Raw genomic sequence first — 23,965 nt, forward strand, 5'->3', positions numbered from 1 at the left:
AAATAATAATGATTTACGCAGGTATTTTAGCTGGTGGCAAAGGCACGCGTATGGGTATAACGGATATGCCTAAGCAATTTTTAGAATTAGGTGCTAAGCCTATTCTTATTCATACAGTTGAAAAATTTCTTCTAATTCCTGAATTTGAGAAAGTTGTGATTGGTGTTCATCCTGACTGGGTTGGCTATACTGAAGACTTAGTTGAAAAATATCTACGTGAACATAAATCTCGTATTATTATTGCTGAAGGTGGTATTGATCGTAATTCTACAATCGAAAATGTAATCAATAGTATTCAAGCATTCCATCCAATTAGCAATGAAGATATTATTGTTACTCATGATTCGGTACGTCCGTTTGTCACCTTGCGAACAATTAAAGAAAATATTGAATTAGCTAAAAAGTATGATGCAGTTGATACGGTTGTTGAAGCAACGGATACAATTGTAGAGAGTAAGAATAATTCTATTATTACGGATATTCCTGATCGTAAATATCTTTATCAAGGTCAAACGCCGCAAACCTTTAAATGTCAGGAATTTCTATCGCTCTATAATGCACTTTCAGTAGAACAAAAAAATATTCTAACAGATGCTTGTAAAATCTTTGTAATTAGTGGGAAACAAGTCGCTTTGGCAAAAGGTGAATATTCAAATATTAAAATTACGACCATTACGGATCTTAAAATTGCTCGAAGTATGCTCGAGGAGGCGTAAATGCTTAATCAAGTATTTCAACTTGTTAGACCAAAGAATATCACAATTAAATATGAAGATATTTCAATTAATGAGAATAATAAGGTTTTGATAAAGCCATTATATATGGCTCTGTGTCATGCAGATCAGCGTTATTTCCAAGGAAAACGAGATCCTAAAATTTTAGCAAAAAAGCTTCCTATGGCATTAATTCATGAATCTTGTGGTATTGTTGTTTCTGATCCGACAAAAACTTTTTCTGTTGGACAGAAGGTTGTAATGATTCCAAATCAACCTCCTCAAGCAAGTAATGAAGATTTCTATGAAAACTATATGAAAGGTACTAAGTTTCTTTCCAGTGGTTTTGATGGATTTATGCAAGAGGTTGTTCAATTACCGCCGGATAGGGTCGTGAAATATGATGGTATAGAAGATCAAGTTGCAGTCATTTCTGAATTTGTAAGTGTATGCATGCATGCAGTTGCACGTTTTGACGTAATTGCTCATTCTCGACGTGAAAGAATAGCTATTCTTGGCGATGGAAGTTTAAGCTATATTACAGCTACGGTATTAAATTATTTATTTCCTGAAATCAAAATTACTGTAATTGGCCGAAATTATGAAAAGCTTAATATGTTTAATTTTGTCGATTCAACCCATTTAACGACTAATTTGCCTGCTGATTTATCTTTTGATCATGCTTTTGAATGTTGTGGTGGAACTGGAAGTGAATATGCGATCGATGACATTATTAACTATATTAATCCACAAGGAACGGTTATTTTAATGGGAGTAAGTGATAATAAAATCGCAGTTAATACTAGAGATATTCTTGAAAAGGGTTTAAGTGTAATTGGTTCTTCGCGTTCTGGCCGAATAGATTTTGAAAGAGCAGTAGAGATGATGTCTAATAAGCGTATTCAAAACCGTTTGAAAAATATTATTTTTGAGGATAAGCCCGTTCAAAATATTAATGATATTTATCGCGCATTTGACACGGATTTAACAACATCATTTAAAACTGTTTTTAAATGGGATATATGATAAATAATTGAGTATTTTTTAATGAAAAGAAGCCTTGTTTGCAAATTTATACTTGCTTTAACTGATTTCTTATTTCTGAGTTTGTCCATTGTTTTGGCTTTTTATATGCTCGAATTATGGACGGGTGAGCTAAGCCGTTATGTTCCCATAGAACAATTAGAACAACGTTTTTATATTCATATCGCTTTATCCGTGTTTGGTGTGGCCTGGTATTGGATGCGATTACGTCATTACACTTACCGCAAACCGTTTTGGTTTGAGTTAAAAGAGGTATTACGTACTTTAGTTGTTTTAGCTGTTATTGAATTGGCGACCGTCGCTTTTTCTAAACTGTATTTTTCTCGTTATTTATGGGTGCTGACTTGGGGGATAGCATTAATTTTTGTGCCTTTGGGACGGATTTGTGTAAAGAAAATCCTGATTAAATCAGGATTATATCTACGCAATACAATTATTATTGGCAGCGGGCAAAACGCTATTGATGCTTATCATGCTTTAACCAGTGAATCTTATTTAGGACTTAAAATAAAATATTTTATTGCTTCAAATGAGAATTCACGACTGAAAGAGCTTAACATACCAATTTTAAGTGAAAATCGCCAAAGCCTTTGGAAATCGGTAACAAAAAAATCGGATCAATTTATTATTGCTTTGGAAGAAGACGAAAACGAATTACGCGATTCCTGGTTAAGATATTTTTCGACTCATAAATATCGTTCTGTTTCAGTAATCCCGACTTTACGCGGATTACCGTTATATAGCACGGATATGTCATTTATTTTTAGCTATGAAGTCATGTTATTGCGCGTTAATAATAATTTAGCTAAACGCTCCTCTCGTTTTATGAAAAGAACAATGGATATTTTAGGTTCTTTGATAATTATTACTCTGTTATCTCCAGTTTTACTTTATTTATATTTTTCTGTTAAAAAAGATGGCGGTAATGCAATCTATGGTCATCCTCGTATCGGTCGCAACGGAAGAACCTTTAAATGTCTTAAATTCAGATCAATGGTTGTAAATTCTAAAGAAGTACTGGAAGAATTACTGGCAAAAGATCCGGAAGCGCGAGCCGAATGGGAAAAGGACTTTAAATTAAAAAACGATCCTCGAATTACTAAGATTGGTGCTTTCATCCGCAAAACCAGTTTAGATGAACTCCCTCAATTATTTAACGTATTAAAAGGCGAAATGTCCCTTGTTGGTCCTCGCCCGATTGTTAAAGAAGAATTGGAGCGTTATCAGGAGGATGTGGATTACTATCTTATGGCTAAACCGGGCATGACCGGGCTTTGGCAGGTGAGCGGTCGAAATGATGTCGATTACGATACCCGAGTTTATTTTGATTCGTGGTATGTTAAAAACTGGTCACTATGGAACGATATTGCGATTCTGTTTAAAACGGTGAATGTCGTTTTGAATAGAGATGGAGCTTATTAATTAGTACGATTGTTTCAGGTGATCAAGTGAAAAAATATTTCTTTCTTATTATACTTTGCTCTTTGTGTTCCTTTAGTTCGGCGAAAGAATTTGATTGTTCTAAGAGAACGTGTAAAGAAATGGATAGCTGTTCTGAGGCTCGTTATCATCTAGAACAATGCGGTTTGTCTAGATTAGATAGAGATAATGACGGCATTCCATGTGAAAGTATTTGTGGCGGTAGCAGAAAGAAAAAGAAATAGATTAATTGAAACAAATGGATATTCATTTAAACAGTAAGCGCTTTAATACAACTCCTAAAACCATCCTCATCACCGGTGGAGCCGGTTTTATCGGGTCTGCCGTTATTCGTCATATTATCCGCAATACCCCGGACAGCGTGGTGAATGTGGATAAACTCACTTATGCGGGAAATCTTGAATCTCTCGAATCCGTTTCCGATAGTCCACGTTATGCTTTTGAACGGGTGGATATTTGCAATCGGGCGGAATTGGATCGTGTATTTACCGAATATCAGCCTGACGCCGTTATGCATTTGGCGGCGGAAAGTCACGTAGACCGTTCAATTGACGGTCCGGCTGATTTTATTGAAACCAATATTATCGGTACTTACACTTTATTAGAAGCGGCGCGCAGTTATTGGAATGGGTTGCCGGAAGATAAAAAGAAAAAATTCCGTTTTCATCATATTTCAACGGATGAAGTATATGGTGATTTAGAAGGCACCGATGATTTATTTACGGAAACTACCCCTTACGCACCTTCTAGTCCTTATTCGGCTTCAAAAGCATCAAGCGATCATTTGGTCAGAGCTTGGCTACGTACATACGGTTTGCCAACGATTGTGACTAATTGTTCTAATAATTATGGTCCATTTCATTTTCCTGAAAAACTCATTCCATTAATGATTCTGAATGCTTTGGACGGCAAACCTTTACCGATTTATGGCAATGGTCAGCAGATTCGTGATTGGCTTTTTGTTGAAGATCATGCCCGGGCACTTTATAAAGTCGTAACCGAAGGCAAAATTGGTGAAACTTACAATATTGGCGGACACAATGAGAAATCGAACATCGAGGTAGTTCGCATCATCTGCGCTTTATTAGAAGAACTCGCGCCAAATAAACCGGCAGGCATAACAAAATACGAAGATTTAATCACTTATGTGGCGGACCGACCGGGCCATGATGTGCGTTATGCCATTGACGCAACTAAAATTGGCCGCGAACTCGGCTGGAAACCGCAAGAAACGTTCGAAAGCGGTATTCGTAAAACGGTGGAATGGTATTTGACCAATAAAAAATGGTGGAGCCGTGTGTTGGATGGTTCTTATAATCGTGAGCGGCTGGGCATACATAAGTAACGAGAAGTCAAAATTTAAGAAAACTTTGCAAATTCTGACCGCACTTAAACCGAATTTCCAGCGTCGATTATCCCACGCCGGCCAAACGTCCCGCCAATTCCCGTTTGGATTTAAGCAAAATCAAAGCGGTATTTGGAATTGAACCGAGCGACTGGCGAAAAGCACTCAAAAACATTAAGGCGTATTCATCATGAAAATTATCGATACGAAAATTCCGGAAGTAAAATTATTAGAGCCAACGGTTTTCGGCGACGAACGCGGTTTCTTTATGGAAACTTTTCGTGATGAATGGTTTCGCCGAAATGTGGCAAACCGCACTTTTGTGCAGGAAAATCATTCGGAATCCGTGAAAGGCGTGCTGCGCGGTTTGCACTATCAAACGGAAAACACCCAAGGTAAACTGGTGCGCGTGGTACAAGGCGCAGTGTTTGATGTGGCGGTGGATTTGCGTAAAAGTTCGGCGACCTTCGGGCAATGGATCGGCGAGATTTTATCGGCGGATAATAAGCGCCAGTTATGGATTCCTGAAGGTTTTGCTCACGGTTTTTACGTGTTAACGGACACGGCGGAATTTACCTATAAATGCACGGATTATTACAATCCGAAAGCGGAACATTCTTTGCTTTGGAACGATCCCGACATCGGCATCAAATGGAATCTGACCGGCGAGCCGAATCTGTCCGCCAAGGATTTGGCGGGAAAATTGCTGGCGGATGCCGTTTTATTTGATTAGGCGACGCGCGCCAAACAGAAATCAGCCGAAACGCATGCAAAATTCTGAAAAACTGATATAGTGACGCAGCTATATCGGTTTTTTTATGGAGAAAATCATGGATATTTTACTTTCCGCGCAACCCGCTCCCGATGTTTGGGGCGAAAATGCGCCGCTCAGTTTCAACCACAATCAGGCCGTCATTCATTTGTCAAAAAACAATGAAAATTTTGACCGCACTTTAGTGCAAAAAGCGGCGCGTAAATTGCGCGGGCAGGGCATTAAAGAGGCGGTGTTGAGCGGCGAAAACTGGAATCTGGAAAATTGTTGGGCGTTTTATCAGGGATTCTATACCGCAAAACAGGATTGGGCGGTGGAATTTCCGGAATTGGGCGAGGCTCACGAAGAGCTGTTGGCGCGTATTCAATGCGGTGATTTTGTGCGGGAAATCATCAATTTGCCGGCGGATGTGATTACGCCGACGGAGCTGGCAACCCGCGCCGCGGCGTTTATTCAGGCTCAGGCGGAGGCTTATTCGGCGAAAAGTGCGGTCAAATTTTCCATCGTTTTTGGGGAGGATTTGCGCGAACAGGGTTATGCGGGAATCTGGCAGGTGGGCAAAGGCGCGGCGAATCCGCCTGCATTATTGCAGCTGGATTTTAACCCGACCGGCGATGCCGAGGCGCCGGTGCTGGCTTGTCTGGTGGGTAAAGGTATCACCTTCGACAGCGGCGGTTACAGCATTAAACCGAGCAACAGCATGGATTCCATGCGTTCGGACATGGGCGGCGCAGCATTGTTAACCGGCGCGCTGGGCATGGCGATTGCTCACGGTTTGAACCGGCGGGTGAAACTGTTTTTATGCTGCGCGGAAAATATGGTGAGCGGCCGCGCCTTGAAACTGGGTGATATTATTTCATACCGCAACGGCGTCAGCGCTGAAATTCTGAATACGGATGCGGAAGGACGCCTGGTGTTGGCGGACGGTTTGATTGACGCCGATGCGCAACGGGCGGAATTCATCATCGACGCGGCAACCCTAACCGGTGCGGCGAAAGTGGCGGTGGGCAACGACTATCATTCCGTGTTGTCTATGGACGAAGACTTAATTTCCGATTTGTTTCAGGCGGCGAAAGAAGAGCGGGAACCGTTCTGGCGTTTGCCGTTTGAAGATTTCCACCGTTCGCAGGTGAATTCGCAGTTCGCCGATATTGCTAACGTGGGTTCGGTGCCGGCGGGATCCGGCGCGGGGGCGAGTACGGCCACCGCCTTTTTATCTTATTTTGTGAAAGATTATCAGCGAAACTGGCTGCACATCGATTGTTCCGCCACCTTCCGCAAATCCGCCGGTGATTTGTGGGCGGCGGGCGCTACGGGAATCGGCGTGCAAACGCTGGCCAATTTATTAGTGACAAAAGCGAATTTATAGGAATTTATTATGGCATTAGAAAGAACATTATCGATCATCAAACCCGATGCGGTGGAACGTCATTTAATCGGGCAAATTCTGGCCCGTTTCGAACAAAGCGGCTTTCGGATTGCGGCAATCAAAATGTTGCATTTAACCAAACCGCAGGCGGAAGGTTTTTACGCGGAACATCAGGGCAAACCGTTTTTTGACGGCTTGGTGGAATATATGACGTCGGCGCCGGTGGTGGTTTCCGTACTGGAAAAAGAAAATGCGGTAAAAGATTACCGCACTTTGATTGGCGCTACCGATCCGGCGCAGGCGGCGGAAGGGACGATTCGCAAAGATTTTGCCGAAAGCCGGCAGCGGAACTCGGTTCACGGCTCGGACAGCGTAGAAAGTGCGGTCAGAGAAATCGCTTATTTTTTTGTGGATACCGAAATCTGCGGGCGCTAGAAACGGCTGAAAATGATCCCTTGGCTACCTTGTCCGGGGGATTTTTTATTTTTAGATTGAAATTCAGGTAAAAATGCGTATTATAGCCGTCTAAACGGCTAAACTCATTTTTAAGGAAAGAACATGTCAACCTATTTATTTACTTCCGAATCCGTGTCAGAAGGCCATCCGGATAAGATTGCGGACCAAATTTCAGACGCGGTATTAGACGAAATTCTCAAACAGGACCCGAAAGCGCGTGTCGCCTGTGAAACTTACGTAAAAACCGGCATGGCGCTGGTCGGCGGCGAAATTACCACCTCTGCCTGGGTGGATATTGAAAATATTACCCGTCAGGTTATTTGCGACATCGGTTACCGACATTCGGATATGGGATTCGACGGGCATTCTTGCGCAGTGTTAAACGGTATCGGCAAACAGTCTTCCGATATTAATCAGGGGGTGGATCGTGAAGATCCGCTCGCGCAAGGCGCCGGCGACCAGGGAATTATGTTCGGTTACGCCACCAATGAAACCGAAGTATTGATGCCTGCGCCGATCACTTACGCTCACCGCCTGATGGAACGTCAGACAAAAGTGCGTAAAGACGGCACGCTTGACTGGTTGCGTCCGGATGCCAAAAGTCAGCTCACTTTCAAATACGAAAACAATAAAATTGTGGGCATTGACGCCGTGGTACTTTCCACTCAGCACGCGGAATACGTCAGCCAAAAAGAAGTGCACGAAGGCGTGATGGAAGAGATCATCAAACCGGTATTGCCGGCGAAATGGTTGGATAAAGACACCAAATATTTTATCAACCCTACCGGGCGTTTCGTCATTGGCGGCCCAATGGGCGACTGCGGTTTAACCGGACGTAAAATCATCGTCGATACTTACGGCGGCGCGGCGCGTCACGGCGGCGGCGCTTTCTCCGGTAAAGATCCGTCAAAAGTCGACCGTTCCGCCGCTTATGCCGCCCGTTATGTAGCGAAAAATATCGTTGCGGCAGGTCTGGCGGATCGCTGTGAAATTCAGCTTTCTTATGCCATCGGCATAGCGGAGCCGACGTCCATTATGTTGGAAACCTTCGGAACCGGAAAAGTGGCAAACGAATTATTGGTGAAACTGGTACGCGAATTCTTTGATTTACGTCCGTACGGTTTAATCAAAATGTTGAATTTAATTCAACCGATTTACCGCGAAACCGCCGCTTACGGTCACTTCGGCCGCGAACAGTTCCCGTGGGAAAAAATCGATCGCGCCGCCGAATTAAGAGCGGCCGCCGGGTTATAAATTTAACCGTAATTGATGAAAAGCACGTGTTTAGGCGCGTGCTTTTTTGTTTGCAATGTCGTGTATAAATACTTGTGAAAACCTTGTGGGATTGTGATATATTGACATCGGATTTTTAACATAAATAACAAGGAGTAATCCATGAAAAAGACAACATTAGCTATGGTACTAGGGGCATTGGTTTTCAGTGGTGTTGCCAGTGCAAATTGGTATGTTGAGGGGAATGCCGGTTATTCCAGACTGAAAACATCAGGTGGTGACGGTTATGATCTCAAAGACAATTCATTTTCACCAAGCATTGCACTTGGTTACAAAATTAACGATTGGCGTTTTGCCGTAGATTATACTTATTACGGTAAAGCCAATGAAGACTACCGCTGGCAGTATTACCAAGAGCATGAAGTAGGGGATGAAGAAATCAAAGCATACGGTTTCGGGGTTTCCGCTTATTATGATTTCAATACTAATACCGCTTTGAAACCTTATGTGGGTGTCCGTCTTTCAACTAATCATATTAAGACCGAACAAAATTACGCTATTTATTCCGACAACACCGGTAATATGGTAGAGAGCGGCAGTTATTCGGATTCCGACACGAAATTCGGTTATGGGGCGATTGTGGGGGTGAGCTACAATTTTGCGCCACAATGGGATTTAAACGTAGCGGCGGAATATAACCGTTTAGCGAAATACGATGATGTGAAATATAATCAATACGGTGCGAAAGTGGGTGTGCGTTACAGCTTCTAATTTTCAACCGAAATAAATGAACGGCGCGCGTTTTTAACGCGTGCCTTTGTTTTCTGTAAAACTAAAATATTTTCCATGGACCAACAAACCCGATTTCGTCATTTGAAAATGCAGGTTCAACGTAAACTGAACGACTGTTTACAAAAATCCGAGCAATTTTTTGACCGCACTTTTGCCGTGCCGACGGTGAGTTATGAGGTGCGCGGTGTGAAAGCGGGCGTGGCGTATCTGCAAAAAAACACGATAAAATTTAACCGCACTTTACTGTTGGAAAATCCGACGGAATTTGTGAATCAAGTGGTGCCGCACGAATTGGCGCATTTGATTGTGTATCAACTGTTTGGCAGAGTGAAGCCTCACGGCGAAGAATGGCAATCGGTGATGACAAAAGTCTTTCAGCTGCCCGCCGAAACCTATCATCGGTTTGATGTCGCATCCGTGCAGGGCAAAACCTTCGCTTACCGTTGCGCCTGCCGTATTCATCGGCTTTCCGTGCGACGCCACAATAAAATTCAACGGGAACGTGCGGTTTATTTATGCCAGATCTGCCAAGGACGATTGGTACCGGCGGATGAAATTTGTCCGTGAAATTTCAGCGGGGGTGTGTTATATTTAGCTGAACTTTTTAACATAATAACGAAGGGGGATTTATGAAAAAGACAACATTAGCCATGGCATTAGGCGCATTATTATTCAGCGGCGTTGCCAGCGCGAACTGGTATGTTGAAGGTAATGCGGGTTATTCCAGATTAAAAACGTCCGGTTTGGATTTTGATGAAATCAGTGACGGCTCATTTTCTCCAAGCGTTGCCGTCGGTTATAAAATCAACGATTGGCGCTTTGCCTTAGACTACACTTATTACGGTAAAGGCGACGATAATTACGGTTGGTCCGAAGGCGGTAATTACGGTTCGGGAGAAACCGAAGTGAAAGCTTATGGTTTCGGCGTGTCGGCTTATTATGATTTTGATCTGAATACCGCCCTGAAACCTTATGTCGGCGTACGTCTCTCGGCTAACCACATCAAAGTTAACGATGACTTTAACGAAGTTTCCGATTATTTCCACTATTCTGATTCGGATACCGAATTCGGCTACGGCGCCGTGGTCGGGGTCACTTATAATCTGGCGCCGAGTTGGGATTTGAATGTCGCCGCGGAATATAACCGTCTTGGCGAAGTGGACGACGTAAAACTTAATCAATACGGTGCAAAAATCGGTGTACGTTACACATTCTAAGTTTTAACGTCGATCTTAATTGTTGTGTAAAGTGCGGGAAAAAAACGTGAGTTTTTTTGACCGCACTTTTTCTTTTTTGCCGGAAATTTAGCCAAACCCTCACATTTTTCCTCAAAGTGCGGTTGAAATTTGCGAAATAATGCCTATATCAACAAAGTCAATTTAAAGACCTTGAACGAATAGGACAACTAATATGAGCAATAATCAGCAAACTCTTGGTTTTCAAACGGAAGTGAAACAGCTTCTGCAATTAATGATTCATTCCCTGTATTCCAACAAGGAAATTTTCTTACGCGAATTGATTTCCAATGCTTCGGACGCAGCGGATAAATTGCGCTTCAAAGCCCTTTCCGCGCCGGAATTGTATGAAGGCGACGGCGATTTAAAAGTGCGCATTCGTTTTGATGAGAAAAAAGGCACGCTTACCGTAAGCGATAACGGTATCGGTATGACGCGCGAACAGGCGATGGAACATCTCGGCACCATTGCGAAATCGGGAACGAAGGAATTTTTGACCGCACTTGGGCAGGATCAGGCTAAAGACAGCCAGTTAATCGGTCAGTTTGGCGTGGGTTTTTATTCCGCTTTCATTGTGGCGGATAAAGTGGAAGTGCGCAGCCGCGCCGCAGGCGTGCCGGCGGAGCAGGGTGTACTTTGGACTTCAGCCGGCGAAGGCGAATATTCCGTTGAAGATATTGAGAAAAAAGATCGCGGCACGGAAATTACGCTGTTTTTGCGAGAAGACGAAAAAGAATTTTTAAACGAATGGCGTTTGCGTGAAATTATCGGAAAATATTCCGATCACATCGGGTTGCCGGTGGAAATTCTGACCAAAGAACTCGACGACGAAGGCAAAGAAACCGGCGTAAAATGGGAAAAAATCAATAAGGCGCAGGCGTTGTGGACGCGCGCAAAAGGCGAGATTTCCGACGAGGAATACAAAGAATTTTATAAACATATCAGCCACGATTTTGCCGATCCTTTGGTGTGGCAACATAATAAAGTGGAAGGTAATCAGGAATATACCAGCTTGCTTTATGTGCCGTCCAAAGCGCCGTGGGATTTGTTCAACCGCGATCAAAAACACGGTTTGAAGCTTTATGTACAACGGGTTTTTATCATGGATGACGCGGAAGTGTTCATGCCGAATTATCTGCGTTTTATGCGCGGTTTGTTAGACAGCAATGATCTGCCGCTAAACGTTTCCCGTGAAATTCTGCAGGACAATAAAACCACGGCGGCGTTGCGCAAAGCTTTGACGAAACGCGCTTTGCAAATGCTGGAAAAACTGGCGAAAGACGAACCGGAAAAATACGCTTTGTTCTGGAAAGAATTCGGTTTGGTCTTGAAGGAAGGCGTAGGCGAAGATTTTGCCAACCGCGAACAAATCGCCAAATTATTCCGCTTCGCTTCCACGCATACGGACAGCAGCGAACAAACTGTGTCGCTGGAAGATTACATCGCCCGCATGAAAGAAGGGCAAAAAGCCGTTTATTACATTACCGCCGACAGTTATGTGGCGGCGAAAAACAGCCCGCACCTGGAATTATTCAATAAAAAAGGCATTGAAGTGTTGCTGCTTTCCGATCGTATCGACGAATGGATGTTGAGCTATTTAACGGAATTCGACGGCAAACCGCTGCAATCCGTTACCAAAGCGGATTTGGATTTAGGCGATTTGGCGGATAAAGCCGAAGAAGAAAAAGAGAAAGCGCAGGACGAAGCCTTAGGCGGTTTTGTAGAACGGGTGAAAACCTTGCTGGGCGAACGAGTAAAAAATGTGCGTTTAACCCATCGTTTAACCGATACGCCGGCGGTGGTGTCAACGGATAACGATCAAATGACCACGCAAATGGCGAAATTGTTTGCGATGAGCGGTCAGCCGGTGCCGGAAGTGAAATACACCTTTGAATTAAATCCGGATCACGATTTAGTGAAAAAAGTGGCGGAATTGACGGATGAATCCGCTTTCGCCAACTGGGTGGAATTGCTGTTGGAACAAGCCATGTTGTCGGAACGCGGCACGTTGGACAATCCGGCGGCCTTTATTAAACGCGTGAATACCTTGCTTGCCGGCTAGATTTAGCGCATTATATGACCGCACTTTGCCGCTGTTTGCAGTAAAGTGCGGTCATTTTTTTCGATGTTTTTTAGATTTGAACGGGTAATTTAATGAAGCAATTTTTCTGTGTGACGGCTATGTTGCTGCGTATGAAAAATGCGCGGGCGTTTCCTTTTGCATGTCAAAAATTTTTCATGGAAACGGATGAGCGTATGACGGATATTCGGGATGAAAAAAATCGCCGTCGCGTTCATGCCCGCCAGACGACGACAAAGAATAAAATGCCGATTCAAATTCAAAACACGCAAGCCAAAGCCGTCCAAAACGGCTTATTGACTTTGCGTCATCAGGTAAAATAATGGCAACTTTCATCGCTTGGGGCAATATTCGGCAGGATTACCCGTTTCAACTGCTGCCGCCGGAGTTGATTCCCGAACGTTTGCGTCAATCGGTTGAGCATCCGCTCCAAGGAAACGCGCGCGTTCGGCAACGTCATCGCTGCCGCCGGCTCGCCCATTTTCTGTTATGGCGGTTATGCCGGCAGGCGCAAATCGATACCGCATTTTTGCCGCAGATTTATTATACCGACAGCGGTCGCCCTGAATTTCCGTCGGAACATGTCGATTTTAACATTTCTCATTCCGGCGATTGGGTGGCGGTGATATTATCGGTTTCGTCCGCCAAACCGATAGTGGGCATTGATATTGAAATGCCAAAAACGGAACGAAATTTTACCGCACTTTTGGCGCATTTCGCGCCGCCGGCGGAACAGCGTTGGCTGGCGCGACAGAATGATGTTGCCGCGGGATTTTATCGTTGCTGGTGCCTGCGCGAAGCGGTGTTGAAATCCCAGGGCGTTGGCATTATGAAACTGAGCGAAGTGCAACATTGGCCGGAGCGGTTACAAATCCGTTCGGCGCATTGCCCTGCCGGTCGCTTGTTTTTTTTCGAAGAACTGCCGTTTTACCTCGCAGCGTTTGCCGCGGGAAACGAATTAAACGAGGCGCAATATTTTTACTGGTCGCCGCAGGGGCTTTGCTCGTATTCGCTCAAAAGTGCGGTCGAATATTTAGTCAATTTTTAACCGAATAGGCAAAAAATTTGTGACGCACCTCAAATTTTTCAATAAAAATTATCAAAATACGCACGATTTTTTAGTATTCTTAGAACCGTTCTCAAATAAGGAAAAATCATGGCAGATATCCAACAATTTAGTCAGAATGATATTGAAATTCTTAATGAGAAGCCACTTTATGATGGCTTTTTTCAATTAAAACGGGTGCATTTCCGCCATAAACTGTTTGCCGGCGGCATGAGCGGCGAAGTGGTTCGTGAATTATTGGTGAAAGGCGCCGCTTCTGCCGTTATCGCTTATGATCCCGAGCGGGACACGGTGATTTTAGTAGAACAGGTTCGTATCGGGGCCTATAATCCGGCTTTATCCGGTTCGCCCTGGTTGCTGGAGCTGATTGCCGGTATGGTGGAAGAAGGCGAAATGCCGCAAGAGGTTGCCGTGCGTGAAAGTCAGGAAGAGGCCGGCGTCGAGGTGACGAATTTGACCCATGCCTTGAGCGTGTGGGACAGTCCGGGAGGCACGGTGGAACGTATTCATTTGTTTGCCGGCAAAGTGGATAGTTCGAAAGCTAAAGGTTTGCACGGATTAGCGGAAGAGCACGAAGACATTAAAGTGCATGTAGTGGCCCGGGAAACCGCTTATGAATGGGCTGAACGGGGCAAAGTGGATAACAGCATTGCCGTGTTAGGCTTGTTGTGGTTGCAACTCAATTATAAAAAATTGCAACAGGCTTGGTTGTAAAATGTGACGAATGTGGCATTTTTAGCAAAAATTTTGTACAGAAATATGATCTCTGTAACATTTTAGCATTTTAACAGGTGCAAATTTTTTTGAAGCGGATAATCTTGCGATTGCGATATTGGATGGGGAACAGGAGAATCCCATGATTAACACGTATCAATATGACACGGATTCGGATGAGATACGCATTCTACAAATCACCGATCCGCATTTATTTAAGGACGCCGGCAGCGAGTTATTGGGGATAAATACTTGCGCCAGCTTTAACCAGGTCTTAACGGAAATTCAGGCTTCGCCGTTTCAGGCGGATCTGGTTTTGGCAACGGGTGATTTGGTGCAGGACAGTTCGGACGAAGGTTATTTGCGCTTTTGCGAGATGGTGCAATCGCTGGGAAAACCGGTTTTCTGGTTGCCGGGTAATCATGATTTTCAGCCGAAAATGAATGAATTGCTGAATAAAAGTCACGGTAACATTTGCGCAAAAAAGCAGATTCTGGCAGGTGAAAAATGGCAGGTGCTGTTACTGGACAGTCAGGTTTTCGGCGTGCCGCACGGCAGTTTGACGGAATATCAGTTGGATTGGCTACACGATAAACTGAAAGCGGAACCGGCTCGTTATGCGCTGATTGCGCTGCATCATCATTTGCTTTCAACCCATTCCGCCTGGTTGGATCAACATAACCTGCGCAACGCCAATGAATTGGCGCAGATATTGGCGGAATTCAACAATGTGAAAGGTATTGTTTACGGGCATATTCATCAGGCGGTGGACGGTATTTGGAACGGATACCGCGTGATGTCGACGCCTTCCACCTGTATTCAGTTTAAGCCGGATAGCAATCATTTTGAGCTGGATACGCTGCAACCCGGCTGGCGTGAAATTATTCTGCACGGCGACGGGCGAATTGAAACCTACGTTCGCCGTATTCAGCAAGCCAGTTTCTTACCGAATATGAGTGAAGACGGTTATTAACCTAAAGATCGGCTTGTCCGATCTTTTTGATTTAACGCAATTTTTGCGCTCATTACCCCTAAATGGTTAAACTCTTCCGCCTCAATTTCCTACGACTTCCTAATAGCTTATGTTAGAATCTATCATTATTTTATGATCGGATTTTTTATGCTTCATCAACTTCAATTAGAACAAATTGCTTGCCAACGGGGCGATAAAGTTTTATTTACCGATTTGTCTTTAACCTTTAAATCGGGCGATTTCGTGCAAATTGAAGGATATAACGGAATTGGTAAAACCAGTCTGTTACGCATAATTACGGGATTGACGCAGCCGTTAACGGGCCGTGTGCAATGGAACGGTGAGGACATTTCTTTGTGTCGCGAACAATTTCACGCGGATTTATTGTATTTAGGTCATCTTTCCGGTGTGAAACCCGAATTAACCGCGTGGGAAAATTTGCGCTTTTACCAAAAAATTTCCGCCTGTGAGCAAAGCGAATCGGCATTATGGCAGGCGCTGGAAACGGTGGGATTGGCGGGACGTGAAGATATTGCCGCCGGCCGGCTTTCCGCCGGGCAGCAAAAACGTATTGGGCTAGCCCGTTTGTGGTTATCGCAAGCGCCGTTGTGGATTTTGGACGAGCCTTTTAATGCCATTGATAAACACGGCGTAACTGTGCTGACGGAACATTTTGAACGGCATGTGAAAAACGGCGGTATCGTGATTTTAACCAGTCATCAGGACGTGCCGAGCCGGATACTGGATAAAGTGCGGTTAGATTTTTACAAGTTTTTGGAATAAGCCATGCTATTTGCTGAAATTATCAAGCGGGAACTGCGTATAGCCATGCGGAAACAGGCGGAAATTCTAAATCCGTTATGGTTTTTTTTGATCGTGATTACTTTGTTTCCGCTGGTTGTCGGGCCGGATCCCAATTTGCTTGCCAAAATTGCGGGCGGCGTGGCTTGGGTGGCGGCATTGCTTTCCGCTTTGCTGTCCTTTGAGCGTTTGTTTCGGGACGATTTTATCGACGGCTCGCTGGAACAGTTGATGTTAACTTCGCAGCCCCTGGCGCTGGTGGCGTTGGCAAAGGTGGCGGCGCATTGGATGTTGACGGGATTTCCGTTGATTTTGCTGTCGCCGGTTGCGGCTTTATTGCTGTCTTTGGATGCGCATATTTGGTGGGCGTTGGCATTGACTTTATTCGTTGGTACGCCGGTGCTGAGTTGTATCGGGGCGATCGGCGTGGCATTAACCGTGGGATTACGCAAGGGCGGCGTATTGTTAAGCCTGCTGGTGGTTCCGCTGTTTATCCCGGTTTTGATTTTTTCGGCCTCCGTATTGGATGCCGCAACGTTAAATTTGCCTTATCGGGGACAACTTGCGATTCTCGCTGCGATGGCGGTCGCTTCGTTAACGCTTGCGCCTTTTGCCGTTGCGGCGGCGTTACGCGTAAGTTTAGATAATTAAAAGGAAAAATGTTCATGTGGAAATGGTTACATCCTTATGCGAAACCTGAAACTCAGTACCGCCTGTGCGGCAAGCTGAGCCCGTTTTTTGCGGTTCTGACCGCGTTGCTGCTCGGTATCGGTCTGGTATGGGGCCTGGCGTTTGCGCCCGCCGATTATCAACAGGGTAACAGTTTCCGGATTATGTACGTGCATGTGCCGTCGGCGATTTGGTCGATGAGTATTTACGTCGCCATGGCGCTGGCGGGCGTGATCGGTTTAGTCTGGCAGATTAAACAGGCACACCTGTCCATTATAGCGATGGCCCCGATTGGCGCGGTGTTTAACTTTTTGGCGCTGGCAACCGGCTCAATTTGGGGGAAACCGATGTGGGGAACTTGGTGGGTGTGGGATGCGCGTTTAACCGCTTCATTGATTTTGTTTTTTCTATATCTTGGCGTTATGGCGCTGTATTCTTCGTTTCAGGATCGCAACGCCGGCATGAAAGCCACTGCTATTTTGTGTATTGTCGGGGTTATCAATATCCCGATTATTCATTTTTCGGTAGAATGGTGGAACACCTTGCATCAAGGCGCCAGCATTACGAAATTTGAGAAGCCTTCTATTGCCACGCCGATGTTGATTCCGTTGATTTTCAGTATTTTCGGATTTATGGCGTTAACCGTTTGGCTGACATTGGTGCGTTATCGAAACGCTTTATTGCGCGAAGACATTAAACGTCCGTGGGTACGCGCGCTGGTGAAATAAAAGTGCGGTCACAAAAAGCAACGCTTTTTGAACGTTGGCTTTGCCAACGGTGGCGAAGCCATAAGTAATCGCACCGGCGATTACGCATAAAATTTTAAACGTTTTTTGGAGAGAACTATGTTTTTCCAATCTTGGAGTGATTTTTTAAATATGGGCGGTTACGGATTTTACGTTTGGCTGTCCTACGGGGTGTCGCTGGCGGCGATTGTCGGCTTGATTGTGCAGAGTTATCGGGGCAAAAAAAACATTCTTGCGGAAGTGAAACGCGAACTGGCGCGCGAACAACGATTACAGGCGAATAAAACGAGAGGCGGTCTATGAATCCGAGACGTAAATCCAGATTGAAAGTCGTATTGTTTATTTTGCTCGGCGTGTCTGTCGCCGCGGGATTGATGATGTATGCGCTGCGTTCGAATATCGATTTGTTCTATACGCCGTCGGAAGTGGTGAACGGCAAACAAAACGATGCAAGTCAGAAACCGGAAGTCGGCCAGCGTATCCGAGTGGGCGGTATGGTGGTTGCCGGTACGGTGAAACGTGATGCGGAAAGCCTTAAAGTGCGGTTTGATGTGAATGATATCGGTCCTTCCATTACCGTGGAATATGAAGGCATTTTGCCGGATTTATTCCGTGAAGGACAGGGTATTGTTGCCCAAGGCACCTTAATTGAACCGACGGTTCTGCAGGCTTCCGAAGTGTTGGCTAAGCATGATGAAAACTATGTTCCGCCGGAATTGGGCGAACAAATGGAAAAAGTACATAAGCCGATGGGTGTCAGCAGTGCCGACCTGAAAGGGGAAAGCGAGCGGGATCAACAACAAAAAGAGAACCAATAATGATTGCGGAATTAGGTAATTATGCGCTTGCGCTCAGTTTAGCCGTGTCGGTTTTCCTGGCGATTCTTCCTTTGTGGGGAGCCGAGAGAGGCAACGTTCAATTTATGGCATTGGCGCGTCCGATGACATACGGCTTGTTTTTGTCGCTTAGCGTGGCTTTCGGCGCATTATTTTATGCGTTCGCCGTGAATGATTTCAGCGTGCAATATGTGGTGAATAACTCCAATTCCAACTTACCGTTGCAATATCGTTTGTCCGCGGTATGGGGGGCGCACGAAGGTTCATTGTTACTTTGGATTTGGATGCTGACCTTATGGGGCGCCGCCGTTGCGTCGTTCAGTAAACGGTTGCCGCAGGAAGCGGTGGCGCGGGTATTGGGCATTATGGGACTTATCAGTATCGGTTTCCTGTTATTTGTGTTGTTTACTTCCAATCCGTTTACCCGAACCTTTCCGGATTTTCCGGTTGACGGGCGTGAGTTGAATCCGTTGCTGCAGGATGTGGGATTAATTTTCCATCCGCCTTTGCTGTATATGGGCTATGTGGGCTTTTCTGTGGCCTTTGCTTTTTCCATTGCCTCATTAATGACGGGAAAACTGGATACCGCCTGGGCGCGCTGGTCCCGTCCGTGGACGATGGCGGCCTGGATCTTTTTAACTTTAGGTATCGTGCTTGGTTCCTGGTGGGCGTATTACGAACTCGGCTGGGGCGGCTGGTGGTTCTGGGATCCGGTGGAAAACGCCTCGCTGATGCCTTGGTTGGCGGGAACGGCCTTATTACACAGCCTGGCGGTAACGGAAAAACGCGGCGCTTTCAAGGCGTGGACCGTGTTATTGGCGATTTTAGCTTTTTCCCTTTGTTTGCTCGGTACGTTTTTAGTGCGTTCCGGCATTTTGGTTTCCGTGCATGCCTTTGCTTCGGATCCGACCCGCGGACTGTATATTTTGGCCTATCTCGTGGTGGTGATCGGCGGTTCGTTAACCTTATATGCGTTTAAAGGCAATCGGATTCGCTCCCGCGATAATTCGGAACGTTATTCGCGCGAAAGCATGTTGTTACTCAATAATATCCTTTTAATGACCGCACTTTCCGTGGTGTTGCTAGGAACGTTATTGCCATTGGTGCATAAGCAATTGGGATTAGGCACCATTTCGATCGGCGCGCCGTTTTTTGATCAAATGTTCCTGATTATCTGTACGCCGTTTGCGTTGCTGTTGGGAATCGGTCCACTGGTGAAATGGCGACGGGATCAGTTCTCGGCTATTCGCATACCGGTGGTTGTCAGCGTTATTCTCATGACATTATTGGGTTTCGGTTTGCCGTTACTGCTGCAACATAAATTAACGGTTTCCGCCGTGTTAGGCGTGATGATGGCGGTCATTATTGTGTTACTCAGTTTGTATGAATTGCATCAACGCGCGACTCATCGTTGCGGATTCTGGACGGGGCTGACCAAATTATCTCGCTCTCACTGGGGAATGATCGCCGCTCATTTAGGCGTGGCGATGACTATCTGGGGCGTTGCTTTCAGCCAGAATTACAGCGTTGAGCGTGATGTGCGCATGAAAGTGGGAGACAGCGTGCAAATTGAAGATTATCGTTTTGAATTCAAAGGCGTTACCGAAGCGAACGGTCCGAACTATGCCGGCGGCAAAGCGCAAGTGGATATTTTTGTCGGCGATAAGCAGGAAGCCGCGTTGTTTGCCGAAAAACGCTTTTATACCGTCAGCAAAATGACGATGACGGAAGCGGCGATTGATTGGGGATTTACCCGCGATCTTTATGTGGCCTTAGGTGAAAGTCTGGGAGACGGTTCCTGGGCATTGCGCTTGTATTACAAACCTTTTGTCCGCTGGATTTGGTTCGGCGGTCTGTTTATGGCCTTGGGCGGATTGCTTTGCATGAGCGATCGTCGTTACCGTTTCTCAAAAATTGTAAAAGAAAAAACAAATGAATAAAAAACTGTTCTTACCTCTCATTATTTTTCTGGGGCTGGTTATCGCTTTTGTGGTGCAATTACAGCGTAATGCGCAGGGAGACGATCCCAAAGCGTTGGAAAGTGCGCTGGTGGGAAAACCGATGCCGCTCCGTCAAATGACGGATTTATTTGATAACAAACCGTTGGGCAGCGAAATATTCCAACAGGGCAAACCGATTTTAGTTAACGTATGGGCCACCTGGTGTCCGACTTGTTATGCGGAACATCAGTATCTGAACGAACTGGCGAAACAGAATGTAACCATTATCGGCATCAATTATAAAGATCAATCCGATAAAGCCATTAAATGGTTGAAAGATTTGAACAATCCTTATCAGATTGTGATTAACGACGAAAAAGGCGCACTGGGGCTGGATCTCGGCGTATACGGCGCACCGGAAACCTTCGTGCTGGACGGCAACGGAGTGATTCATTATCGTTATGCCGGCGATGTTAACGAGAAAGTCTGGACGCAGACTTTAAAGCCTCTGTACGATAAATTGGCGGGAGAAAACTAATGCAAAAAATAATGATTTTTTTGACCGCACTTTTGCTGTCCTGTACGGGATTTGGCGCCATCGATGCGCTGAATTTTCAATCGGCTCGGCAGGAAGAGGATTATCACACGCTTACGCAGGAATTGCGCTGCCCGCAATGTCAGAACAATAATATTGCCGACAGTAATGCGCAAATTGCCGTGGACATGCGCGCCAAGGTTTTCGAGCTTTTACAGGAAGGCAAAACCAAACGGGACGTAGTAGACTACATGGTGGAACGTTACGGTCATTTTGTCACTTACAACCCGCCGCTGACGCCGGCAACTCTGTTGCTTTGGATATTGCCTTGTGCGTTTGTGGTATCGGGCGCATGGTTTGTAATGCGCCGGAAAAAAGTCCGTTCGACGGGCAAAACGGTGCAGCAAAGTGCGGTCAAAAATCCGGAGAATTTGGATGATTCGGAACGCCGGCGTTTACAATCTATTTTAAACGGGAAGGAATAATATGAATTTTTGGCTGAGCGGCGTATTGCTGACGTTGGTGATTGCGCTGATTTGTTTTTATCCTTTGCTGCGAAGAACAACCCGAACTTCACAGCCGAAACGTGATACGCTGAACAAAGCGTTTTACCTGGATCGTTTACGGGAAATCGAACGTGATGCGCAGCAAGGGTTGGTGGATGATCCCGAACAGGTTAAAATTGAATTGCAGAAAAATTTGTTGGAAGATATTCCGCCGGAAAGTGCGGTCAATTTTGAGGACAAATTTTACGGCAAATTATGGTTTGTTTCAGGTTTTTTGAGTTTGCTGATTATTGCCGGCGCGATTTATTTTAAAATTGGAGCCTGGCAGGCGCAGGATATGTTCGCTAAAACTTATGAGAAACTGCCTTATTTTTATGAGCGAGTGAAAGACGAAGATAATAATCCGTTAACGGATCAGGAATTACAGCAATTTGCCACGGCGTTGCGGATAAAATTGCAGAACGAGCCGAATGATGCGAAAAGCTGGTGGCTACTCGGACAAATCGGTATGTCTTTGAATAACGGCAATTTAGCTTTCGACGCTTACGGAAAAGCGGCAAAATTAGAACCCGAAAATACGGAATATAAGCTTTCTTATGCTAGAATTCTCATGATGTCTGATGATACGAATGAGAAAATGCGCGGGGAAGAATTACTGAAAGAGGTGATTCGCCGTGATCATACCAATATGCAGGCACTGAGTTTGCTGGCTTTTTACTATTTCTCCAGGGAAGATTACAAAATGGCGGCGGTCACATGGACGATGATGCTTAAACTGATGCCGGAAGACGATACGCGTCGCGAGCTGATTGAAAAATCGATTCGTTCCGCTCGAGATGCCATTGCAGAACAAACTGAAGAGAAAAAATAAGGATGGAAAATGAAGTCGGGTGTAAAAATTATTCTTGCTTCGTTAATTTTATTCCCTATGTCGAGCATGGGCCAAACTAATCCGACGGAATGTACTTTCATTGCAAAAGGCAGCGTGGAGAAGCTGGACCCGAAGCGTTCCGAAGATATGAAACGAATGGCGGAGAGTATCGAGTTGGAAGTCTATAATATACATGAAGATTATTATTCCCATACGGTATATCAGTCCGGTGCCGGTATTTGTCGCGGATATCGTAATCAGGCGGGCGTGGATTTGACGGATTCGACCACTTATTATCTTCCTGATCCCGAAGAATACTATGCCATCATTATTCGGGCTAACGTTTCGATTTTAAATAAAATTAAAGGCATGCAATATACGACGGTTTTTAATATTAAGGCGAAAGATATTTTAGACAAGCTCCGTCAGGATGAAGCGGAAACCGGTGAATATAAAGCGAAAATCAATGCACGGGAACGTGCGGATGTCTTATCTGAAATCGTGTGTCAGTAAGGAGAAAGTTATGCGTAATTATTTTATCTTGGGAGCGATTTGGTTATGTGCGGCCTGTTCGTCACCGGTTGAAAATCATCCGCAAGCGCCGCTAGATATGCAAGCCGTGCAGGAATACAATAACAAAGTTTATTCCGGCAATACCGTGCCGAAAGATCAGCGGGTAACAACGCCTAAACGCGTAGATAATCCGCTTAATCAAAGTGATAAATATCCGCGGGTTTCACAAGGAACCGCCCGGGTTCAACCTCATATCGGGGTGGGCGTGGGTATTGGGCGATATGGTCACCGATATCATCACTATCCTTGGTAATCAAGGATGAATTTTAGAAATGCCGCAGTAAATTGCGGCATTTTATTCAAGAATCCTGTACTTGAATTCAAGAAAATTAAGGCGTAGCATACTTCACAAAATTTTGTTTTTGATCTCAAATAAATGAAGCCGACCATCTTATTTTTTGATTCGGGCGTTGGAGGATTTAGTGTTTACAGCGAAGTCAAATCCTTGCTGCCTGATTGCCATTATCTGTATTGCTTTGATAACGCATTTTTCCCTTATTCCGAAAGAAGCGAAGAAATGTTAATTGAACGGGTACTAAAAATTTGTACAACAATCGATAGGCGTTATCCGCTCGATCTCATCGTTATTGCATGTAATACGGCAAGCACCGTAGTGTTACCAAGTCTACGTCAAACCTTTTCTATTCCTATCGTCGGTACGGTACCGGCCGTTAAACCGGCGGCGACAGTTTCACAAACCAAACATATCGGGTTGCTTGCAACCAAGGGCACGGTTAAACGTGAGTATGTCGATATATTGATTGCGCAATACGCCTCAAACTGCCGGGTGGAGCGATTAGGTTCGACTGTTTTGCCCGAAATCGCCGAACAAAAAATCAAGGGCAACTCGGTTGATTTATTATTGTTAAAAAAGGAATTGCAAGCTTGGGAGAGTCTGCATGATCTCGATACCGTGATTTTAGGATGCACCCATTTCCCGCTAATTAAAGAAGAAATTCAAATGTGCTTACCGCAGGTAAAAAATTTTTTAGACCCGGGTTGCGCTATTGCTAAAAGGGTAAAATCATTGTTAGAAAACAGTAAAGTGCGGTCGAAAAAAGAGAAGAATAATTGTGTTTTTTATACGAAGCACTTTAATTTTGAACAACAATTTCATCAAGTGCTAAAAAGATGGGGATTTAATGAATTGGAATTATTGAAAATTGATTAAAATCACAACAAAAGTGAACAATAGATAAACAGTTGAATCTTTTTTGACATTTTTTTACAAAAACCACTTGCAAAGGCGGCTAAAA

General features: G+C 44.9%; 29 protein-coding genes and 1 pseudogene. All 30 read left to right on the top strand.

Annotation, left to right across the window (positions count from 1 at the left end):
* The first annotated feature begins 8 nt into the window (after positions 1–8).
* The 30 genes and pseudogenes from P7M01_RS04850 to murI all read left to right on the top strand — a co-directional run bounded on the left by P7M01_RS04850 (position 9) and on the right by murI (position 23,880).
* Positions 9–716: an IspD/TarI family cytidylyltransferase gene (locus P7M01_RS04850; protein ID WP_317483209.1), complete on the top strand. Its 708-nt coding sequence runs from the start codon at positions 9–11 to the stop codon at positions 714–716.
* Complete coding sequence (locus P7M01_RS04855) at positions 717–1,739, top strand: alcohol dehydrogenase catalytic domain-containing protein (protein WP_317482144.1); 1,023 nt, start codon at positions 717–719, stop codon at positions 1,737–1,739.
* A 21-nt stretch (positions 1,740–1,760) separates the two neighbouring features.
* The gene (gene wbaP / locus P7M01_RS04860; protein WP_317482143.1) at positions 1,761–3,179 is read left to right on the top strand and encodes an undecaprenyl-phosphate galactose phosphotransferase WbaP; all 1,419 of its coding nucleotides are present in this window, start codon (positions 1,761–1,763) and stop codon (positions 3,177–3,179) included.
* A 47-nt stretch (positions 3,180–3,226) separates the two neighbouring features.
* On the top strand, positions 3,227–3,421 hold the full coding sequence (locus tag P7M01_RS04865) for an excalibur calcium-binding domain-containing protein (RefSeq protein ID WP_394853430.1): 195 nt from the start codon (positions 3,227–3,229) through the stop codon (positions 3,419–3,421).
* A 14-nt stretch (positions 3,422–3,435) separates the two neighbouring features.
* Positions 3,436–4,542: a dTDP-glucose 4,6-dehydratase gene (rffG, locus tag P7M01_RS04870; RefSeq protein WP_317483300.1), complete on the top strand. Its 1,107-nt coding sequence runs from the start codon at positions 3,436–3,438 to the stop codon at positions 4,540–4,542.
* A gap of 53 nt (positions 4,543–4,595) precedes the next feature.
* Positions 4,596–4,736 (top strand): annotated as a pseudogene (locus P7M01_RS04875) (sugar nucleotide-binding protein); the annotation flags it as partial.
* Positions 4,733–5,275 carry a dTDP-4-dehydrorhamnose 3,5-epimerase gene (gene rfbC, locus P7M01_RS04880; RefSeq protein WP_317483207.1) on the top strand — a complete coding sequence of 181 codons (543 nt, stop codon included), beginning with the start codon at positions 4,733–4,735 and terminating at the stop codon, positions 5,273–5,275. The pseudogene P7M01_RS04875 and the gene rfbC, both read left to right, overlap by 4 nt.
* Positions 5,276–5,372: 97 nt before the next feature.
* A complete protein-coding gene (gene pepB, locus P7M01_RS04885; protein WP_317483299.1) occupies positions 5,373–6,683 on the top strand; it encodes an aminopeptidase PepB in 1,311 nt (436 codons plus the stop codon).
* Positions 6,684–6,692: 9 nt separating this feature from the next.
* Positions 6,693–7,118, top strand: coding sequence for a nucleoside-diphosphate kinase (gene ndk / locus P7M01_RS04890; RefSeq protein ID WP_317483206.1), 426 nt, complete (start codon positions 6,693–6,695; stop codon positions 7,116–7,118).
* Positions 7,119–7,241: 123 nt separating this feature from the next.
* Positions 7,242–8,393, top strand: a complete 1,152-nt coding sequence (gene metK, locus P7M01_RS04895; protein WP_202935953.1) for a methionine adenosyltransferase — start codon at positions 7,242–7,244, stop codon at positions 8,391–8,393.
* 141 nt (positions 8,394–8,534) lie between these two features.
* Positions 8,535–9,143: an opacity family porin gene (locus tag P7M01_RS04900; RefSeq protein ID WP_317483205.1), complete on the top strand. Its 609-nt coding sequence runs from the start codon at positions 8,535–8,537 to the stop codon at positions 9,141–9,143.
* Positions 9,144–9,218: 75 nt separating this feature from the next.
* Entirely contained in the window at positions 9,219–9,731 is a 513-nt protein-coding gene (locus P7M01_RS04905) for a SprT family zinc-dependent metalloprotease (RefSeq protein ID WP_317483204.1), read from the top strand.
* A 62-nt stretch (positions 9,732–9,793) separates the two neighbouring features.
* Positions 9,794–10,381 (top strand): opacity family porin, encoded by a 588-nt coding sequence (locus tag P7M01_RS04910; protein ID WP_317483203.1) that lies wholly within the window; start codon positions 9,794–9,796, stop codon positions 10,379–10,381.
* A 193-nt stretch (positions 10,382–10,574) separates the two neighbouring features.
* The gene (htpG, locus tag P7M01_RS04915; RefSeq protein WP_317483202.1) at positions 10,575–12,461 is read left to right on the top strand and encodes a molecular chaperone HtpG; all 1,887 of its coding nucleotides are present in this window, start codon (positions 10,575–10,577) and stop codon (positions 12,459–12,461) included.
* A 92-nt stretch (positions 12,462–12,553) separates the two neighbouring features.
* Positions 12,554–12,802, top strand: a complete 249-nt coding sequence (locus P7M01_RS04920) for a hypothetical protein (RefSeq protein ID WP_317483201.1) — start codon at positions 12,554–12,556, stop codon at positions 12,800–12,802.
* Positions 12,802–13,527 carry a 4'-phosphopantetheinyl transferase family protein gene (locus tag P7M01_RS04925; protein WP_317483200.1) on the top strand — a complete coding sequence of 242 codons (726 nt, stop codon included), beginning with the start codon at positions 12,802–12,804 and terminating at the stop codon, positions 13,525–13,527. Before P7M01_RS04920 ends, P7M01_RS04925 begins: the two co-directional genes overlap by 1 nt.
* Before the next feature lie 108 nt (positions 13,528–13,635).
* Positions 13,636–14,259 carry an ADP-ribose diphosphatase gene (gene nudF / locus P7M01_RS04930; RefSeq protein WP_317483199.1) on the top strand — a complete coding sequence of 208 codons (624 nt, stop codon included), beginning with the start codon at positions 13,636–13,638 and terminating at the stop codon, positions 14,257–14,259.
* Positions 14,260–14,401: 142 nt separating this feature from the next.
* Positions 14,402–15,232: a 3',5'-cyclic-AMP phosphodiesterase gene (gene cpdA, locus P7M01_RS04935; protein WP_202935946.1), complete on the top strand. Its 831-nt coding sequence runs from the start codon at positions 14,402–14,404 to the stop codon at positions 15,230–15,232.
* 147 nt (positions 15,233–15,379) lie between these two features.
* The gene (gene ccmA, locus P7M01_RS04940; protein WP_317483198.1) at positions 15,380–16,015 is read left to right on the top strand and encodes a cytochrome c biogenesis heme-transporting ATPase CcmA; all 636 of its coding nucleotides are present in this window, start codon (positions 15,380–15,382) and stop codon (positions 16,013–16,015) included.
* A gap of 3 nt (positions 16,016–16,018) precedes the next feature.
* Entirely contained in the window at positions 16,019–16,684 is a 666-nt protein-coding gene (ccmB, locus tag P7M01_RS04945; protein WP_317483197.1) for a heme exporter protein CcmB, read from the top strand.
* Positions 16,685–16,698: 14 nt separating this feature from the next.
* A complete protein-coding gene (locus tag P7M01_RS04950) occupies positions 16,699–17,430 on the top strand; it encodes a heme ABC transporter permease (RefSeq protein WP_202935943.1) in 732 nt (243 codons plus the stop codon).
* A gap of 117 nt (positions 17,431–17,547) precedes the next feature.
* Complete coding sequence (ccmD, locus tag P7M01_RS04955; protein ID WP_317474886.1) at positions 17,548–17,751, top strand: heme exporter protein CcmD; 204 nt, start codon at positions 17,548–17,550, stop codon at positions 17,749–17,751.
* Positions 17,748–18,266: a cytochrome c maturation protein CcmE gene (gene ccmE / locus P7M01_RS04960; protein ID WP_202935941.1), complete on the top strand. Its 519-nt coding sequence runs from the start codon at positions 17,748–17,750 to the stop codon at positions 18,264–18,266. The genes ccmD and ccmE overlap by 4 nt, the downstream gene beginning before the upstream one ends.
* Positions 18,266–20,224: a heme lyase CcmF/NrfE family subunit gene (locus P7M01_RS04965; RefSeq protein ID WP_317483196.1), complete on the top strand. Its 1,959-nt coding sequence runs from the start codon at positions 18,266–18,268 to the stop codon at positions 20,222–20,224. The genes ccmE and P7M01_RS04965 overlap by 1 nt, the downstream gene beginning before the upstream one ends.
* Positions 20,217–20,762 (top strand): DsbE family thiol:disulfide interchange protein, encoded by a 546-nt coding sequence (locus P7M01_RS04970; protein WP_202935939.1) that lies wholly within the window; start codon positions 20,217–20,219, stop codon positions 20,760–20,762. Before P7M01_RS04965 ends, P7M01_RS04970 begins: the two co-directional genes overlap by 8 nt.
* A complete protein-coding gene (locus tag P7M01_RS04975) occupies positions 20,762–21,244 on the top strand; it encodes a cytochrome c-type biogenesis protein (RefSeq protein ID WP_317483195.1) in 483 nt (160 codons plus the stop codon). Before P7M01_RS04970 ends, P7M01_RS04975 begins: the two co-directional genes overlap by 1 nt.
* 1 nt (position 21,245) lies before the next feature.
* The gene (ccmI, locus tag P7M01_RS04980) at positions 21,246–22,136 is read left to right on the top strand and encodes a c-type cytochrome biogenesis protein CcmI (RefSeq protein ID WP_317474882.1); all 891 of its coding nucleotides are present in this window, start codon (positions 21,246–21,248) and stop codon (positions 22,134–22,136) included.
* A 9-nt stretch (positions 22,137–22,145) separates the two neighbouring features.
* Positions 22,146–22,649, top strand: coding sequence for a hypothetical protein (locus tag P7M01_RS04985; RefSeq protein ID WP_317483194.1), 504 nt, complete (start codon positions 22,146–22,148; stop codon positions 22,647–22,649).
* 10 nt (positions 22,650–22,659) lie between these two features.
* A complete protein-coding gene (locus tag P7M01_RS04990) occupies positions 22,660–22,962 on the top strand; it encodes a hypothetical protein (RefSeq protein WP_202935935.1) in 303 nt (100 codons plus the stop codon).
* A 123-nt stretch (positions 22,963–23,085) separates the two neighbouring features.
* On the top strand, positions 23,086–23,880 hold the full coding sequence (gene murI, locus P7M01_RS04995; protein ID WP_317483193.1) for a glutamate racemase: 795 nt from the start codon (positions 23,086–23,088) through the stop codon (positions 23,878–23,880).
* The last annotated feature ends 85 nt before the right edge of the window (positions 23,881–23,965 follow it).

It is taken from the genome of Exercitatus varius (assembly GCF_029577735.1).
Lineage (GTDB): Bacteria > Pseudomonadota > Gammaproteobacteria > Enterobacterales > Pasteurellaceae > Exercitatus > Exercitatus varius.

What these genes read in the sequence shown, in the direction of transcription:
- P7M01_RS04850 (WP_317483209.1), top strand. Translation starts at nt 9, where the DNA reads ATGATTTACGCAGGTATTTTAGCTGGTGGCAAAGGCACGCGTATGGGT.
- P7M01_RS04855 (WP_317482144.1), top strand. Translation starts at nt 717, where the DNA reads ATGCTTAATCAAGTATTTCAACTTGTTAGACCAAAGAATATCACAATT.
- wbaP (WP_317482143.1), top strand. Translation starts at nt 1,761, where the DNA reads ATGAAAAGAAGCCTTGTTTGCAAATTTATACTTGCTTTAACTGATTTC.
- rffG (WP_317483300.1), top strand. Translation starts at nt 3,436, where the DNA reads ATGGATATTCATTTAAACAGTAAGCGCTTTAATACAACTCCTAAAACC.
- rfbC (WP_317483207.1), top strand. Translation starts at nt 4,733, where the DNA reads ATGAAAATTATCGATACGAAAATTCCGGAAGTAAAATTATTAGAGCCA.
- pepB (WP_317483299.1), top strand. Translation starts at nt 5,373, where the DNA reads ATGGATATTTTACTTTCCGCGCAACCCGCTCCCGATGTTTGGGGCGAA.
- ndk (WP_317483206.1), top strand. Translation starts at nt 6,693, where the DNA reads ATGGCATTAGAAAGAACATTATCGATCATCAAACCCGATGCGGTGGAA.
- metK (WP_202935953.1), top strand. Translation starts at nt 7,242, where the DNA reads ATGTCAACCTATTTATTTACTTCCGAATCCGTGTCAGAAGGCCATCCG.
- P7M01_RS04900 (WP_317483205.1), top strand. Translation starts at nt 8,535, where the DNA reads ATGAAAAAGACAACATTAGCTATGGTACTAGGGGCATTGGTTTTCAGT.
- P7M01_RS04905 (WP_317483204.1), top strand. Translation starts at nt 9,219, where the DNA reads ATGGACCAACAAACCCGATTTCGTCATTTGAAAATGCAGGTTCAACGT.
- P7M01_RS04910 (WP_317483203.1), top strand. Translation starts at nt 9,794, where the DNA reads ATGAAAAAGACAACATTAGCCATGGCATTAGGCGCATTATTATTCAGC.
- htpG (WP_317483202.1), top strand. Translation starts at nt 10,575, where the DNA reads ATGAGCAATAATCAGCAAACTCTTGGTTTTCAAACGGAAGTGAAACAG.
- P7M01_RS04920 (WP_317483201.1), top strand. Translation starts at nt 12,554, where the DNA reads ATGAAGCAATTTTTCTGTGTGACGGCTATGTTGCTGCGTATGAAAAAT.
- P7M01_RS04925 (WP_317483200.1), top strand. Translation starts at nt 12,802, where the DNA reads ATGGCAACTTTCATCGCTTGGGGCAATATTCGGCAGGATTACCCGTTT.
- nudF (WP_317483199.1), top strand. Translation starts at nt 13,636, where the DNA reads ATGGCAGATATCCAACAATTTAGTCAGAATGATATTGAAATTCTTAAT.
- cpdA (WP_202935946.1), top strand. Translation starts at nt 14,402, where the DNA reads ATGATTAACACGTATCAATATGACACGGATTCGGATGAGATACGCATT.
- ccmA (WP_317483198.1), top strand. Translation starts at nt 15,380, where the DNA reads ATGCTTCATCAACTTCAATTAGAACAAATTGCTTGCCAACGGGGCGAT.
- ccmB (WP_317483197.1), top strand. Translation starts at nt 16,019, where the DNA reads ATGCTATTTGCTGAAATTATCAAGCGGGAACTGCGTATAGCCATGCGG.
- P7M01_RS04950 (WP_202935943.1), top strand. Translation starts at nt 16,699, where the DNA reads ATGTGGAAATGGTTACATCCTTATGCGAAACCTGAAACTCAGTACCGC.
- ccmD (WP_317474886.1), top strand. Translation starts at nt 17,548, where the DNA reads ATGTTTTTCCAATCTTGGAGTGATTTTTTAAATATGGGCGGTTACGGA.
- ccmE (WP_202935941.1), top strand. Translation starts at nt 17,748, where the DNA reads ATGAATCCGAGACGTAAATCCAGATTGAAAGTCGTATTGTTTATTTTG.
- P7M01_RS04965 (WP_317483196.1), top strand. Translation starts at nt 18,266, where the DNA reads ATGATTGCGGAATTAGGTAATTATGCGCTTGCGCTCAGTTTAGCCGTG.
- P7M01_RS04970 (WP_202935939.1), top strand. Translation starts at nt 20,217, where the DNA reads ATGAATAAAAAACTGTTCTTACCTCTCATTATTTTTCTGGGGCTGGTT.
- P7M01_RS04975 (WP_317483195.1), top strand. Translation starts at nt 20,762, where the DNA reads ATGCAAAAAATAATGATTTTTTTGACCGCACTTTTGCTGTCCTGTACG.
- ccmI (WP_317474882.1), top strand. Translation starts at nt 21,246, where the DNA reads ATGAATTTTTGGCTGAGCGGCGTATTGCTGACGTTGGTGATTGCGCTG.
- P7M01_RS04985 (WP_317483194.1), top strand. Translation starts at nt 22,146, where the DNA reads ATGAAGTCGGGTGTAAAAATTATTCTTGCTTCGTTAATTTTATTCCCT.
- P7M01_RS04990 (WP_202935935.1), top strand. Translation starts at nt 22,660, where the DNA reads ATGCGTAATTATTTTATCTTGGGAGCGATTTGGTTATGTGCGGCCTGT.
- murI (WP_317483193.1), top strand. Translation starts at nt 23,086, where the DNA reads ATGAAGCCGACCATCTTATTTTTTGATTCGGGCGTTGGAGGATTTAGT.